The following is a 15,937-nucleotide window of genomic DNA, read 5'->3' on the forward strand; positions in this document are numbered from 1 at the left end:
TCCTTATATTTACACATTCATGTTTTTAGCTTTGTGCCCATAAAGTCCCATCTTGTCTGCTCCCCACAAAACAGCTAAGATGGCAACAATCAATATGATGTAGCCTTTTGCACCATTTGTGGAGGATATAAGTATCGCGCTTAAACCTAAGAACAAACTTACACCATACATGACAAAAACTGCCTGTCTCTGCGAAAGGCCCAGCGCTAAAAGTCTATGGTGCAAATGCCCTTTGTCTGCCTCCATGATAGGCTTTTTATTGGCTAACCGCCTTATTATTGCAAATATCGTGTCAAACACCGGAACGCCTAACGCTAATATGGGAACTGCAATCGCAATGGCGGCAGCAGATTTTACTGCACCTTGGATAGATACCGCCGACAGGATGAAGCCTAAAAACATGGCGCCAGTATCTCCCATGAATATCTTAGCAGGATTGAAATTGTACGGCAAAAATCCCAGTGCCGCTCCAGTGACAGCAACAGTAATAAGTGCAGTAGCATACCGCCCATTTAGCAACGACACCACAAACAGTGAACCTGACGATATGGATGCTATGCCTGCAGCAAGTCCATCAAGACCATCAATAAGGTTCATGGCATTTGTAATACCTACGATCCAAAATATGCTAAGAGGGATGGCAAAAACGCCTATGTTTATCATGCCATCGCCAAATGGATTTGTAAGCCAATCGATCCTTACACCGCTTAGGACAACCACAAATGCTGCTAAAAGCTGTCCTAATAGCTTCACTTTAGCTTTTAATTCGTATTTATCGTCAAATATGCCTAAAACCACTATTATCGTGCTTCCGGCTATTATTCCAAGGTTAGTCTCTGATTTTGGTAAAAACAGAAGCATACTTAAAACTGTACCAAGGTATATGGCCAATCCGCCTATAAGCGGTACAGGCTTATTGTGAACACGTCTTTTATCCTTTGGTATGTCGATGGCTCCGATTTTATAAGCCAACTTCTTTGCCGCTGGTGTAGCCATAAGTGCAGCCACAAAAGCCACAACAAACGACAAAACGTATATTTTCATTTTAACACTCCCCTGAACTTATCATAATTATATAATATTCCACCAACGCCATTATTGTCAACTATTTATCGTCTTTCCATCTTCACAACTTCTACAGAAGCTTCCTTCAAATACTCAAATGAAAGGTTATCAGGGTAATCCCCTTCATAGACAACTCTTTTTATGCCTGCATTTATGATCATTTTTGCACACATAGAGCATGGGCTTGCACTTACATAGATGGTGGCATCTTTAGTGCTTACACCGTTTAATGCGGCTTGTATTATGGCATTCTGCTCGGCATGAGTGCCCCTACAAAGCTCATGCCTTTCGCCTGATGGTATGTTTAAGCTTTCCCTCATACATCCTACTTCTTCACAGTGTTTAAGCCCTGTGGGTGCACCATTGTATCCTGTGGATATGATATGCTTGTCCTTCACAATGACAGCACCAACCTGCCTTCTTAAACAGGTAGATCGTGTCTTCACCACATCTACCACCATCATAAAATACTCATCCCACGACGGTCTCATCTTTCATTCCTCTTACTTCGTTCCGAAAAGCCTATCCCCTGCATCGCCAAGACCTGGCACGATGTATCCATGCTCATTTAGCCTTTCATCGATACAAGCTAAATAGATAGGCACTTCAGGGTGATCCTTGTGAACAGCTTCTATCCCTTCAGGTGCAGCTATGAGGTTGACAAGCTTTATGCTTTGTGCACCTCTCTCTTTCAAAAAGTGTATGGCAGCAGATGCGGAGCCACCTGTCGCCAGCATAGGATCTACTACAATGAGATCCCTCTCATTTATATCAGAAGGCAACTTACAGTAGTATTCAACAGGCTTTAATGTCTCAGGATCCCTGTACAAACCTATGTGTCCAACCTTCGCTGCAGGTATAAGCTTCATCATGCCATCTACCATGCCAAGTCCTGCTCTTAAGATTGGAATTATGCCTAACTTTTTGCCAGCTATGACTTTCGTCTTGGCAATGGCTATAGGTGTCTTTACTTCGATCTCCTCCAATGGAAGATCTCTCGTCACTTCATACGCCATAAGCATAGATATCTCTTCTACAAGCTCTCTAAATTCCTTTGACCCTGTATTTTCGTCTCTTATCAAACTGATTTTGTGCTGTATCAATGGATGATCTAATACATAAACATTATCGTACATTCATTTACCTCCTATGTCATCTCGAGTATTTTTTTTCAATCTCAGAAATCTTGTCAATCCTCTTTTGATGCCTTCCGCCTTGAAATTCTGCGTCAAGCCATTCATCTACCAAAAGGGTTGCAAGACCTGGCCCTACAACTCTTCCCCCCATGCAAAGCACGTTTGCATTGTTGTGCTCTTTTGAGTACCTTGCCGAAAAGGCATCAGATACGTGTGCTGCCCTTATGCCAGGCACTTTATTGGCAGCAATCGATATACCAACGCCTGTTCCACACAAAAGTATGCCTTTCTCAAACTGTCCGCTGGCTACAGCCTCTGCCACTTCTCTGGCGTAATCAGGATAGTCTACAGACTCCTCACTAAATGTGCCAAAATCCTTGTATTCTATCCCTCTTTCCTCAAGATGCTTCTTTATGGCTTCTTTAAGCTCATATCCACCGTGATCAGAACCTATCGCAATCATTGAAAAGCTCCTTTCTACAATTTTTCTATTATACGCATTATAGATGCATATATTTCTTCTGCAGTCTTTTTGTATACATCTAAACCTCTTCCAAACGGATCCTCAATATCTCCACTTTTATCTGCGAACTCATTTAACGTAAAGACTTTATCGGCAAATTCAGGATGTCTTTTTAAGATGAATTCCCGCTGCGAAGCTGTCATAGTCAAGACTAAATCGGCATTTTCCAAGTGCTCTTTTTTTATGCTTCTGGATTTGTGATTTGATATATCAATGCTGTACTGATCTTTCAAAACCTTAATAGCCTCATCTGTAGCCGGCAATCCGTCATACGTCATGGTCCCTGCTGATTCCGCCACATGAGAAATGCCTTTTTCTTTCGCTATATGGTTAAATATACCTTCAGCCATGCTGCTTCTGCATGTATTTCCTGTGCAAACGAATAATACCTTCATAAAATACCATTTTCTCCTTACGCATCGATTTCCTTGTATCCAGCGGCTTTTTCAAGCCTATTCATAATAGCCAGTCCAATTTCATCGTAGTCAAATCCTTCTGCATAAACTACGTCAACGCCTTTTTTGTCGAATTCTCTAAGACATCTAAAAAGATTTTTGGCGATAGTTTCAGGCTTTTCCCTACTTCCTACTACTAAAACTTCCCCGTTTCGATATTTTTCGCATGTTTGCTCTGTTGCCATTATACCAACTTTTTTGCCATTATTCAATTGAAATTCTGTCAACTCTTGTATTTTTTTTATAACATCGCCTATATTTCCCTTGACTATGTAAACTTCTGCATCCGGAGAATAGTGTTTGTACTTCATTCCTGGTGATTTAGGCTTTACATCCATAGAAGGCTTTTTATATACTATAGGATCTACATCTACACTGCCGACTACTTCCATTATCATCTCTTTCGTAATGCCGCCAGGCCTTAAAATGGTAGGAATCTCTCCTGTCATGTCTACCACTGTAGACTCCACCCCTACATCACAGCTTCCGCCATCTATTATCATGTCTACTCTGCCATAAAGGTCGCTAATCACGTGTGAAGCATCTGTAGGGCTTGGCTTACCAGATAGATTGGCGCTTGGAGCAGACACAGGCACCCCAGCTCTTTTTATGAGTGTATGCGCGATCTTATTAGATGGCATTCTAATGGCTACAGTATTCATTCCGGCTGTATTTATAGGCGGAACTATATCAGACTTTTCAAATATCATGGTCAATGGTCCCGGCCAAAACTGATGCGCCAGCTTTAACGCATCATTTGGGACATTTTTAGCGTATTTAAAGAGATCTTGAAACTCTGCTATGTGCAAAATAAGGGGATTGTCTTGAGGTCTACCTTTGGCTATGAATATCTTCGCAACCGCATCTGGATTAAGTGAATTGGCACCAATGCCGTAAACCGTCTCTGTGGGAAAAGCCACAAGTCCTCCATTTAGAAGTATAGTTGCCGCCTCGTCAATTAAAGTCATATCCGGATTATCTCTATCAAGCTTAACTATCTTTGTCATTTGTCACAACCCTTTCAATCATTTCATAAAACTCTCGTAATTATTATACCACTAATGATTCCCGCAATCATACCAAATACAGAAATCCTTCCCCTGTACAAGTCCCTTGATTCCGGTATCATCTCTCCGCAAGTCACATAAAGCATGGCACCGCCAGCAATGCCCAGATTTAAAGCTATGAAAAAAGGGGATACCTCGCCCATATAGACGCCAGCAATAGCCCCTAATCCTGTAGGTATACCTGCCAGTATGGCGTACATCATGTTTTTAAATGGCGTTACGCCACCTATCGATAGCGGTGTGGCCATTGCTATTCCTTCAGGTATGTCGTGAAGGGCAATGACGAGTGCAATGCTTAAGCCGAAACTACTGGATGACATAAATCCAGAGCCTACAGCAAGTCCTTCAGGAAAATTATGTATTGCAATGGCAAATCCCATTATTATTCCCTCTTTTAAATAATTGTTTATTTTCTCCTTATCAGGCAGTATATCTTCAAAAAACACCACGATTAAGACGCCTGCTATAAGTCCCAACATGCCCACATTCAATCCGCCTGTCTCAAAGGCGTGTGGAAGCAAATCAAATGTGACTACAGACAGCATGAGGCCGCCTGCAAAACCTAATATCGTGCTTAAAAATCGCTTCGATGGTTTCCTCAAAAAAAACGTCATGGCACCACCTATGCCAGTGCCTATTATGCCTATAACAAACCCCAACACAACAACATGAAAATTGCTCACAATATCACCTCATCTAAGTAAAATTTATTCTGCAAAAAAGCATAATATGATATGTGGCAAAATAAAATCTACCCGGATGGTAGGAGGTCCATCCGGGTAGAAAAGCGCCCTCAATGAGGACAGCTGGGGGGCAATATTTATATTTTCATAATGTGAATCATTAAAGTGTTTTCTTTATTATAAATGAGAAATCAATAGTGGGTCAAGTTAAAAAAATTTAACAATTTAAAAAAATATATAAGTTGTGTAAGTAGCAATAATCTCTTTCAGATAATTCATTTAATGCTAAAAGAAAAGGCTTTTTAAGCATCACTGCATGCTTTCAAGCCTTTCTGCCTGGTCTTCTGCCAAAAGGGCATCGATTATCTCGTCTAAATCGCCATCTAAAACCATCTGCAGTTTGTAAAGCGTAAGCCCTATCCTGTGATCTGTAACTCTGCCTTGCGGGAAGTTATAAGTCCTTATTCTTTCGCTTCTGTCCCCTGTGCCAACCTGCAGCTTCCTCGTCATAGAAATTTCTCTTTCTTTTTCTTCTCTGGCCATCTCATAAAGTTTAGCCCTAAGTATCTTCATGGCTCTTTCCCTGTTTTGAAGCTGTGATCTTTCATCTTGACATGATATGACTATACCTGTAGGTATGTGGGTAAGCCTTACAGCCGAGTCAGTTGTGTTTACGCTTTGCCCGCCGTGGCCACCAGACCTAAACACATCTATCTTTATGTCATTTGGGTTTATCTCGACGTCAACATCTTCTACTTCCGGCAATACCGCAACCGTAGCAGTAGATGTGTGTATCCTTCCGCCAGCTTCTGTCGTAGGTATCCTTTGAACCCTGTGAACGCCGCTTTCAAATTTAAGCCTGCTATACGCTCCTTTGCCTGCTATGCTGAATATGACTTCCTTAAATCCTCCAAGCTCCGTAGCATTGGAGCTCATTATCTCATACTTCCAGCGCTTTTTCTCTGCGTACATGGTGTACATCCTAAAAAGGTCGTAGGCAAAAAGTGCAGCTTCTTCGCCACCAGCTCCTGCCCTTATCTCCATTATGACATCTTTCTCATCGTTGGGGTCTTTAGGAAGCAGCAAAAGTTTTATCTCGTTTAGGAGGCTCTCCTCTTTCTCCTCCAGGCTTTTAAGCTCCTCCTCCGCCATGTCTTTTAGCTCATCATCCACCTCGATTAGCTCTTTAGTGGACTCTATGTCATCTTTCACCTTTTTGTACTCCCGATACTTTTGGACGATTTCCTCTAATCCAGCCTGCTCTTTCGCCATTTTCTTCCATTCATCCATGTCTTTCATGGCTTCAGGATCGCTTAATTTCTGGCTAAGCTCAACATATCTATCTTCAATTGCCTTAAGTTTATCTATCATCATCTCACCTCAAAAGCTGATTATATCATATAAATAACATTTTTAAAAGTATCAAGAACCAAGCCATTTTCCTAAAACTACCCTGTCTATTCCTTGAAGGTCTTTTACGATTTCTATATTGCCATATCCACCATCTAAAAGTATCTGTGATACGTCAAGCGCCTCATCGTATCCTACCTCAAATGCTATTATACCACTGCTTTTAATATATCCTTTAGAATCTCTGACTATATTTCTGTAAAATAAAAGGCCGTCCTCTCCTCCGTCGAGAGCTATCTTAGGCTCTTTTTTCACTTCTTTCTGCAATTTATCCATATCACCGCTTCTAATATACGGCGGATTTGACACAATTACATCAAACTTCACATCTTTCGGCACCAAGGAAAATAAATCGCTTTTTAAAAAGACGATCTTATCTAAAACGCCGTTCTCACAAGCATTATCTCTCGCAACAGACAAAGCATCGTCGCTTATATCAACTGCGTATACTTTCACATCTTTGTATTTCGCTATGCTTACGGCAATAGCACCGCTTCCAGTGCCTATATCCAATACCACATCGTCTTTCTGAAGCCTTTTTAAGACTTCCTCTACCAATACCTCTGTGTCGTTTCTCGGTATTAAAACATTAGGACTTACTTTAAATATAAGTCCCATAAAATGCTTTTTCCCAACTATATATTGATAAGGCATACCTTCTTTTCGTAAGTCCAACAAACCTTTGTATCTTTCAAAAATATCTTCGCTTAACTCTTTATTTCTATTTACAATTATGTATTCCCTTTCTGCACTTAATACAAAAGATAAAAGCCCTTCCGCTTCAAGTCGCGGTTCTGATACATAATTCTTAAGATACTGTGTCCCAAAATTTAAAGCATCAAATATCTTCAAAAGCTTTTCCTCCCTCATCTTCTAAGACACTTTTTAAAGATGCTATAGCTACCTCCAACTGACTGTCATCAGGTTCTTTCGTCGTCAGCTTTTGAAGAATGAGCCCCGGATACACCAATGCAGCTATGACTTTATTATCGCTATGACCAGCTATCTTTATCACTTCATACGATATGCCAGCAACAACAGGTAAAAGCAGTATTCTGGATATTATCCTTACGTATAATGAGGGCCATCTCAAAAACGAAAATACGATAATTGACACAATCATGACTATAAACAAAAAGTTTGTACCACACCTTGGATGAAGCGTCGTATACTTTCTGGCATTTTCAACGGTAAGCTCCTCTTCATGTTCGAAGCAATGTATCGTCTTATGCTCAGCACCGTGGTATTCAAAAACTCTTTTTATGTCTTCCATCCGCGATATGAGAGCAAGATAAGCGATAAATATTGCAACCCTAAGTACACCTTCAAAAAGATTTATGAGAAACGTATTTTCGGTGTACCACTTTAAAAAGCCTGCCACATAAGTTGGCCCTATGAAAAATACGATTATAGATATAGCCAACGACAAAGCCACCGAAAGATACATTATGGCATCATCCAGTTTGTCTCCAAAGACCTTCTTCAAAAATAGTTCAAATTTAGAAGGTTCTTCCTCTTGGCTTTCACCTTCTACCAACTCAGCAGAATAGCTTAATGTCCTGATTCCAATTATCAAAGAATCTATAAGTGCAACAGTCCCTCTTATAAATGGCAATGATAATATCTTATACCTTCTTGTCAAAGGCTTTACCATATCCTTTTTTACAACAATATCATTTCCACACCTTACAGCGGTAGCTATGCTGTTGTGTCCTCTCATCATTACGCCTTCTATTACCGCTTGTCCGCCGATATCCGTCTTCTTCATTGCTGCACCTCCTTAAAAATCCGCTTAAGCCCGCGGGACTTCGTGGCACTTTCTGCACCTTGCTTCATAAGACTCCTTTGCACCAACCATTATAATAGGATCGTCGTAATTGGCAGGCTTGCCATTTATAAGCCTTTGTGTGCGAGTGGCAGGATTGCCGCATTTCATGCATATAGCAGTAAGCTTGTCGACAAATTCAGCTATGGCCATCAATTCCGGAGTTGGACCAAATGGCTCGCCTCTAAAGTCCATGTCAAGCCCTGCACATATGACCCTTTTCCCACTATCGGCAATCTCTTTTACGATGTCCACTATTTCAGAATCAAAAAACTGAACTTCATCTATAGCAAATACATCCGTATCTTCTTCGGCGTATTTCAATATATCAGATGCCTTTACTATGGCAATGGCGTGCATGTTATCACCGTTATGAGATACGACTTTGTCTATGGAATACCTGTCATCTATAGCTGGTTTAAAGACTTGAACTTTCTGCTTGGCAATCTTGGCTCTCTTTATTCTTCTTATAAGCTCCTCACTTTTACCGCTAAACATAGGACCAGTTACAACTTCTATGTACCCGTGGTCTTTAGGCCCGTACATCATAATCCACCTCTTAAGACAAATAGTTTAAAACAACAAAAAATGCATTTTATACAATAAAAGGTTAGAGCAACAACTCTAACCACTTCATTATTTTGCATCCAGATTGTATTTTTTCTTAAACCTTTCTACCCTTCCACCTGTATCAATCAACTTCTGCTGACCAGTAAAAAGTGGATGGCACTTTGAGCATATTTCAACTCTAAGTTCTTTCTTTGTAGAGCCTGTCACAAATGTATTTCCACATGCACACCTTACAACTGCATCGTGATAATAAGTTGGATGTATTCCTTCTTTCATCGCCTTCACCTCTTTCAAACCGAAATTACACTTAAATGATTATATCACACATAATATATAATATCAAGATTTATAAAGTTGGGATCTTATGGCCTCTATAAACTCTGCATTAGTCCTTGTCCTCATAAGCCTATCTATCAACACCTCAGTGACTTCATTAGGCGCAATGCTGCTCATGGCCTTTCTTATCATCCACATTGCTTCCAGCTCTTTTTGTGAAAGCAGTAATTCTTCTTTCCTTGTGCCTGATTTGTATATATCAATTGCAGGGAATATACGCCTTTCTTGCAGTTTTCTGTCAAGGTGAAGCTCCATGTTGCCTGTTCCCTTAAACTCCTCAAATATGACATCATCCATGCGGCTTCCCGTCTCGATTAAAGCTGTAGCTAAGATTGTCAAACTTCCACCCTCCTCAATATTTCTGGCGGCACCAAAAAATCTCTTAGGTGGGTGAAGTGCTGACGGATCAAGACCACCAGATAGAGTCCTGCCAGATGGCGGCGTCACAAGATTGTATGCCCTTGCAAGCCTTGTTATGCTGTCCATGAGAATTACAACATCCTTGCCATATTCTACCAGTCTTTTCGCATATTCCAATACCATCTCTGCCACTTTTGTGTGATGCTCTGGAAGTTCATCAAAAGTGGAATAGACAACTTCGCCTTTTATAGACCTTTTCATGTCTGTGACTTCTTCAGGTCTTTCATCGATGAGAAGCACAATAAGGTGAACTTCAGGATGATTTATGGAAATGCTATTGGCTATCTTCTTTAAAAGAGTAGTCTTGCCAGCTTTCGGCGGAGCCACGATCATTCCTCTTTGGCCTTTTCCAATAGGAGCTATTATGTCCACAAGCCTCATAGCAAGCTCTGTTGGAATCGTTTCAAGCCTCAGTTTTTCATCTGGAAAAATAGGTGTAAGCTCATCGAATGGAATTCTCTTCTTGGCAAGATCCGGACTTTCGCCATTTATAGACTCCACATAAAGAATTGCGGAATATTTTTCTCCTTCCCTCGGAATCCTTGTAATTCCTTTTACCTTATCGCCAACTTTAAGCCCAAACCTTCTAATCTGCGATTGTGATATATAAATATCTTTATTGCCTTGTATAAAATTTTCAACCCTTAAAAATCCATATCCATCAGGCATTATGTCAAGGACGCCTTCTGCAACCACATCACCCTGCGTCTCTATAAGCTCTTTCAATGGTTCAGATACATCGCTTATCAGTGGAAGCCCTTCTTTTATAAATATGCTGTTATTTTTTCTTGGCTCTTTTTCCTTCTCTTTTTCATCTTCTTTTTCTTCAATTTTCTCGTTTTCTGTATCTAAAGATACATCTTCCTTGACATTTTCTTCATCTTCGTATGCTTCGTCTTCATGCTTAACCTTTATTGCCTCATCTATATCCTTTTTGGCTTCCTCCACATTTTCTGTGATATTTTCTTTGCTTCTTAGGCGCATCCTAAGCTTTCTTCTAAGCTCTTCATAATCTGCATCTGATTTTTCAAGCTCCTCCACCGGTATGCTTATCTTCCCTATGGTCTTTTTCTCTTCATCTTTACCAGCTTCTTCTGATTTTACATCATTGACTTCTGATGCAGTTTCTATGACTTTTTCAGTATCAGATGATTTTTCTTCTTTTTCATTTTCAGAATCCTTTTCATCTTCTTGTCCTTCTAATCTTGCTTTCTCATCAAGATTTTCTTCTAAAGACAAATTCTCTACATCATTTTTTGCTTCTTCATCTGTCTTTTCTTCAAGCTTAATCTGCTTTGACTTCTCTACGATAAGCTCTTTTAACTGTTGCTTCCTGTACTTCGTAATGCTTTTTACGCCATATCTTTTGGCTATATCCCTAAGTTCTGCAAGGGATTTCCCTTCTAAATCATTAAAATCCAAAAAAAGGCACCTCCTGAACAAAATAATTATTTAAATTGTAAAATGGGATTTTATTAAAAAATTTTTAAATAATATTTTTAATAAAAAAGAATTGTTTTAGACTGGTCTTAGAATACACGGTTATAATATTATTTACAAATAGGCAATGATGTATTCTTGAGCCCTCAAACGTTATACACTATTTATATTTTATTATACCTTTTAAAAAAGTCAAGTAACAAAGCATAATTTTAATAATTTTTTAACATCCTGTTAATATTATCGACACATTTTATAAAAATATTCAGCTTATGCAATTTTTTCTTAAAATAATAATTAAAAAGTCAGAGGAAATATCCCCTGACTTAAAATCATTTCTTAGGAACTGTCTCCCAATCTTTTAAGAATCTTTCAATGCCTATATCCGTCAATGGATGTTTTATCATCTGCATGATCACTTTATACGGCACTGTAGCTATATGTGCTCCTACTTTAGCCGCTTCCAATACGTGCATTGGATGTCTTATGCTTGCCGCTATAACTTCTGTTTCAATTCCGTATATGTCAAATATCTGGACGATGTCAGACACCAACTGCAATCCATCTGTGGAAATATCGTCAAGTCTGCCTACGAAAGGACTTACGTATGTAGCACCTGCTCTTGCTGCAAGAAGTGCTTGTGTCGCTGAAAAAACCAGTGTGACATTGGTCTTTATGCCTTTTTCGGTGAGTATTTTGACTGCCTTTAGACCCTCGGCCGTCATAGGTATCTTTATGACGATATTTTTGTGAATCTTAGCCAGCTCTAATGCTTCTTTCACCATGCCGTCGTGATCTTCTGAAACGACTTCTGCGCTGATAGGACCGTCTACAATTGTGGTTATCTCTTTTACTACCTCTATGAAGTCTCTGCCTTCTTTAGCTATAAGAGAAGGATTTGTGGTAACACCGCATATTACGCCAAGCTCATTTGCTTCCCTTATCTCATCGGCATTGGCAGTATCAATAAAAAACTTCATATTGCACACTCCTTTAAAACAAATTTATCCCATAGGGGCGGAAACCGTCCCTTATGAATCTAAAACTCAAGCTCTTCCTTCTGAGCCAAACATCCTCATCTTGTTTTTTATTACTTCTTTCATAGCTTCTTTGCATGGACCTAAAATCTTCCTTGGATCGTACACTTCTTCATCGTTTTTCAATAGCTCTCTAAGCCTTGCAGCAAAAGCTTGTCTTATGTCTGTGTCGATATTTATCTTATTTACACCTAAGCTTACTGCCTTCCTTATATCAGCTTCTGGAACTCCTGATGCACCATGGAGAACTATAGGCATCTTAAGCATCTCTTTAATCTTTACAAGCCTGTCAAAGTCAAGTTTAGGTTCACCTTTGTATGGACCGTGTGCAGTACCGATGGATATTGCCAAGTAGTCAACACCTGTCTCTTTTGCAAACTTGTAAGCTTCATCAGGATCTGTCATAGATGCTTCCCTTTCATCAACAGTTACATTGTCTTCTGTACCGCCGATTTTGCCTATCTCTGCTTCTACAGATACACCCATGCCGTGTGCAATAGTTACAACGTTTTTCGTCACTTCAATGTTTTTCTCGAGAGGTAACTTTGATGCGTCCATCATTACGGAAGTCCAACCATTTCTAAGACATTTCATGACATTGTTGAAATCTGTACCGTGATCTAAGTGTAATGCGATGGGAACTGATGCTTTAGTTGCCAATGTCCTTACGATTGCAGAAATTGTCTCTATGCCAGCATATTTTAAACCGCCTTCACTAACCTGAATTATGGCAGGAGATCTCATTTCTTCTGCAGCCTCAACAATGGCTTGTGTTATCTCAAGATTACTCGTATTAAAAGCACCTACTGCATAGCCTTCTTCATTGGCCTTTTTTAATAATTCTATACCTGTTACTAACATCATAACACCTCCTTACTATATTTTAACCAATTAACGTATATAAATCAAGAAAAAAGGTACCTATGCGGTACCTTTACACTGCTACTCTTTCCAGCAAAATTTTATTTACGTATTCCTTGACTTTGAAAATGTCGAAAGGCTTTTTTATAAACCTCTCCCCTTTAAAACATTCATCGGGATCATCAGCAGACATGAAAATGATTTCCATGTCTGGGTGTCGCATTTTTAAACTTTTTGTAAACTCTAAAACGTCACACTTCCCAATATGTATATCGAAAATGCTAACGTCAGGCTTAAAATTCTCCAATTTTTCGTGGACTCTTTCAATTTCACTGCATGTTTTTGCAAGGTGTCCCTCCATCGTAAAAAGCTCTTTTAAGAGAGAACAGACACCTTTGTTATCATCGACAATCAAAATCCTCCCCAACTACAAGAACCTCCCTACTGCTTACTTACTCATAAATTAATTTTTCAACAAATTCAAACGTTTTTCTACCAACGCACACACAAATATATATATTCTACAAAAATTTTAATATTCCTTTAATCTAAAAAAAAATTTTTAAAAAAAGAGCGGATGTTTTTCCGCCCTTTTTAACGATGGTTCTTATATATTATGAAATAGTAGATTTGATAGTGCCACTCTTTAATTCGTTGAAATACTGTACTATGCCATTGTATATGCCTTGTGCTACTTTCCACTGGAAATTGTCATCTGTTAGAAGTTGAGCATCCGTAGGGCTCGTAACGAATCCCGTCTCCACTAAGACAGCAACCATCTTAGTCTGGTTTAATACCACCAAATTAGGCCTCTCTGATAAACCTCTATCCGTCGTATTTATTTCCTGCATTAAGTTGTCGTGTATTATTTGCGCAAACGTCTTGTCATCCCTCGTGTCGCCATTGTATCCATTTGGATAGTAAAGAACTGTCGTCCCATTTGCAGATGGTGAATCAAAAGCATCGCAGTGAATGCTTACAAACGCATCTGCACCTGCACTATTTGCCTGATCAGGTCTATCATAAAGTCCTACATACGTATCTGTGGTGCGAGACATCATTGTGCGAAATCCACCGTTGTCAAGTAGTGTCTTTAGCTTAAGCCCGATTGCCAATGCTATATCTGCTTCATGTATGCCGCCAACTCCTATTGCCCCTGGGTCAGAGCCTCCATGTCCTGGATCTATGTATATTAATGGACCGTTATTGGAAGTCTGGCTGGGACTGCCAATATTAAATGAAATGTCGAATTCCTTTTTGTCTTGTGACTGTGTTATCGTATATGGAAGGCTTGAAGACATACTTACAACAAACCTTGTTATGGGAGGCTGAAGTTGGTTCTGTCCAATATAAGCCATGTTAAGTCCACCTTGATTTATAGAGATCTGCTTATTAGTAACTGCATTTATAGCATTGTCAAAGTCGAAGTACACTCTTACGCCAGAGCTGTCAGTCAGAATCCCTTTTTGGTACACCAATGGGCCATCCGCCTTCAAAGTCACTGTGTAAACGCCATTTGCATAAGTTGAGCTAAAGCTTGTGATATTTACATTGTTTGATGTTTGTGGATCCGGTGTTTTTGATGTAACCTGTATTAAATACTTATCGCCTATCCATTTCACATCATATCCTAAACTTTCAAACAAAAATCTCATAGGAACATACGATGTATTGTAATTTATAAGTCTTGCAGGCGCTGGAAGTTGTACTTGGCTTCCGTCGACAGTGGCGTAATTTTTGCCTATGAAAAATTTAAAGACTTTTCCCTTTACTATAGTTATCGTCTGAGTTGTCCCATCCCAGTTTACACTGGCACCTAATCCTTGTGCAATCGACCTTAATGGCACTATGGTGTTCCCGTCCAATATAAGAGGCGGATTGCTGCCTGTATTAAATGGATTTCCATCTACAGTTATGCTGACGTCAGGCACGTTGTAATTTACAACTTTGCCGTCTACAACGATATTTCCGTTTAATGCGTACGAAGTAGCGTGAAGTACCAAAATAAAAAGCAAAATGGATAGAATCCCGATGGCTTTTCTCAATTCTCTACCCCCTTTCGACAAAAATTCTATTATTTATAAACATATTTACATGATAGCCTATTTTTATTACAGATAAGTTACAGACACATTACAATTTATTAACTTATTATGGATAACCAGCACTTCTTGATTTTCAATATTCCATTAATAGACTTTTTTCGCCACCGTATTACAAAAAAATACCTGTCTCCAGGTATTTTTTATAGCTTATCTATTAATATAATTATACAATGTCAGTGTCATGTCATAGGCATCCTGCCATTTAACATATCCAGTTTTCAAAACGTCCATATACGCTTCTTTAGATACAAGCCCTTTCTCATAAGCCAATTTAAAAAGATCTCCACTATTGCCATTAGCCTCATTTCTGTATCCAGCATACGTCAATAGTATATCCGCAGCTTCTTCTTTCGTAAGAGGCTTGTCTACAATGTATTTTTGCAAATACTGACTATCTTCGCTTAATAGCTGTTGCTTACTGGGGATAGACCTTTCTATCATTTTGTACGTCATATAGTAAAATGATATGCTTTTTATGCTTTCATTAAGCTTAAAATCATTTGTGTAGCCAGGTACTATAAGCCCCCAATGAAGGGCAAATTTTAGCCCGTCAAAGGCCCAACTTTTCTCTACAGCTTCTTCTACTTTAAACGGTTTAAGGTACGCTCCTTGGCTTACTAATATGGACTGTATGTTCTTTATATCTTCTTCATTCTTTGCGATGGCTTCAAATGATTTGTCTTTGGCTATGGAGTACGCTGACGCTACGCCTGCTGCATCTCCTTCTGCCATCCCTATTGGTATCGTTCTGGCAGACCCTGCTGCTAAGTGGCTGTAGGATGCTGACCGCCCTACTACTAAGAGGTTGTCTACCTTTTCTGGCACTATGCACCTAAATGGCACTGCATACTCTACAGGCTTCCCGTACACATACCCTGTGTCTTCTGGTGATGTGGCTTGTATGTCTACTGGATATGAGCCTATGGCTATCCTGTCGTAAAAGTCCCTATTGAATACAACATCGTTTATGTCAAGTGTGTAGTATCCTTTTATGTGCCTCGTCT

At 39.4% G+C, this 15,937-nt stretch carries 18 protein-coding genes; all 18 read right to left on the minus strand.

All coding sequences use genetic code 11. The features are described 5' to 3' along the window. Positions 1–9: 9 nt before the first annotated feature. Positions 10–1,044 (minus strand): MraY family glycosyltransferase, encoded by a 1,035-nt coding sequence (locus tag BVF91_RS09170; RefSeq protein WP_085113109.1) that lies wholly within the window; start codon positions 1,042–1,044, stop codon positions 10–12. Positions 1,045–1,109: 65 nt separating this feature from the next. Further along, the gene (locus BVF91_RS09175) at positions 1,110–1,556 is read right to left on the minus strand and encodes a deoxycytidylate deaminase (protein ID WP_041592137.1); all 447 of its coding nucleotides are present in this window, start codon (positions 1,554–1,556) and stop codon (positions 1,110–1,112) included. Positions 1,557–1,568: 12 nt separating this feature from the next. Beyond that, positions 1,569–2,201: a uracil phosphoribosyltransferase gene (gene upp / locus BVF91_RS09180; RefSeq protein WP_085113110.1), complete on the minus strand. Its 633-nt coding sequence runs from the start codon at positions 2,199–2,201 to the stop codon at positions 1,569–1,571. 16 nt (positions 2,202–2,217) lie between these two features. Continuing rightward, the gene (gene rpiB / locus BVF91_RS09185) at positions 2,218–2,664 is read right to left on the minus strand and encodes a ribose 5-phosphate isomerase B (protein WP_085113111.1); all 447 of its coding nucleotides are present in this window, start codon (positions 2,662–2,664) and stop codon (positions 2,218–2,220) included. A gap of 14 nt (positions 2,665–2,678) precedes the next feature. Beyond that, positions 2,679–3,119, minus strand: a complete 441-nt coding sequence (locus BVF91_RS09190) for a low molecular weight protein arginine phosphatase (protein WP_045413168.1) — start codon at positions 3,117–3,119, stop codon at positions 2,679–2,681. 17 nt (positions 3,120–3,136) lie between these two features. Continuing rightward, positions 3,137–4,186 carry an L-threonylcarbamoyladenylate synthase gene (locus BVF91_RS09195; protein WP_085113112.1) on the minus strand — a complete coding sequence of 350 codons (1,050 nt, stop codon included), beginning with the start codon at positions 4,184–4,186 and terminating at the stop codon, positions 3,137–3,139. A 23-nt stretch (positions 4,187–4,209) separates the two neighbouring features. Beyond that, positions 4,210–4,929 (minus strand): ZIP family metal transporter, encoded by a 720-nt coding sequence (locus BVF91_RS09200; protein ID WP_085113113.1) that lies wholly within the window; start codon positions 4,927–4,929, stop codon positions 4,210–4,212. A gap of 309 nt (positions 4,930–5,238) precedes the next feature. Further along, complete coding sequence (prfA, locus tag BVF91_RS09205) at positions 5,239–6,300, minus strand: peptide chain release factor 1 (protein ID WP_085113114.1); 1,062 nt, start codon at positions 6,298–6,300, stop codon at positions 5,239–5,241. A gap of 51 nt (positions 6,301–6,351) precedes the next feature. Next, complete coding sequence (gene prmC, locus BVF91_RS09210) at positions 6,352–7,191, minus strand: peptide chain release factor N(5)-glutamine methyltransferase (RefSeq protein WP_085113115.1); 840 nt, start codon at positions 7,189–7,191, stop codon at positions 6,352–6,354. Continuing rightward, positions 7,178–8,107 carry a DUF1385 domain-containing protein gene (locus BVF91_RS09215; RefSeq protein ID WP_085113116.1) on the minus strand — a complete coding sequence of 310 codons (930 nt, stop codon included), beginning with the start codon at positions 8,105–8,107 and terminating at the stop codon, positions 7,178–7,180. The genes prmC and BVF91_RS09215 overlap by 14 nt, the downstream gene beginning before the upstream one ends. 24 nt (positions 8,108–8,131) lie before the next feature. Continuing rightward, complete coding sequence (locus BVF91_RS09220; RefSeq protein ID WP_085113117.1) at positions 8,132–8,713, minus strand: thymidine kinase; 582 nt, start codon at positions 8,711–8,713, stop codon at positions 8,132–8,134. A gap of 87 nt (positions 8,714–8,800) precedes the next feature. Further along, on the minus strand, positions 8,801–9,010 hold the full coding sequence (gene rpmE / locus BVF91_RS09225; RefSeq protein ID WP_045413159.1) for a 50S ribosomal protein L31: 210 nt from the start codon (positions 9,008–9,010) through the stop codon (positions 8,801–8,803). A gap of 63 nt (positions 9,011–9,073) precedes the next feature. Then, positions 9,074–10,912 carry a transcription termination factor Rho gene (gene rho, locus BVF91_RS09230; protein WP_085113118.1) on the minus strand — a complete coding sequence of 613 codons (1,839 nt, stop codon included), beginning with the start codon at positions 10,910–10,912 and terminating at the stop codon, positions 9,074–9,076. 350 nt (positions 10,913–11,262) lie between these two features. Continuing rightward, the gene (fsa, locus tag BVF91_RS09235) at positions 11,263–11,910 is read right to left on the minus strand and encodes a fructose-6-phosphate aldolase (protein WP_085113119.1); all 648 of its coding nucleotides are present in this window, start codon (positions 11,908–11,910) and stop codon (positions 11,263–11,265) included. A gap of 66 nt (positions 11,911–11,976) precedes the next feature. After that, positions 11,977–12,828 (minus strand): class II fructose-1,6-bisphosphate aldolase, encoded by an 852-nt coding sequence (locus BVF91_RS09240; protein WP_045413153.1) that lies wholly within the window; start codon positions 12,826–12,828, stop codon positions 11,977–11,979. 73 nt (positions 12,829–12,901) lie between these two features. Next, entirely contained in the window at positions 12,902–13,255 is a 354-nt protein-coding gene (locus tag BVF91_RS09245; protein WP_085113120.1) for a response regulator, read from the minus strand. A 187-nt stretch (positions 13,256–13,442) separates the two neighbouring features. Further along, the gene (locus tag BVF91_RS09250) at positions 13,443–14,873 is read right to left on the minus strand and encodes an N-acetylmuramoyl-L-alanine amidase (protein WP_085113121.1); all 1,431 of its coding nucleotides are present in this window, start codon (positions 14,871–14,873) and stop codon (positions 13,443–13,445) included. Between the two features lie 207 nt (positions 14,874–15,080). Beyond that, positions 15,081–15,937, minus strand: an 857-nt coding sequence (locus BVF91_RS09255; RefSeq protein WP_143588996.1) for an FAD-dependent oxidoreductase, incomplete at its 5' end; no start/stop codon positions are given.

The sequence above is a fragment of the Thermoanaerobacterium sp. PSU-2 genome (genome assembly GCF_002102475.1).
Classification (GTDB): Bacteria; Bacillota; Thermoanaerobacteria; order Thermoanaerobacterales; family Thermoanaerobacteraceae; genus Thermoanaerobacterium.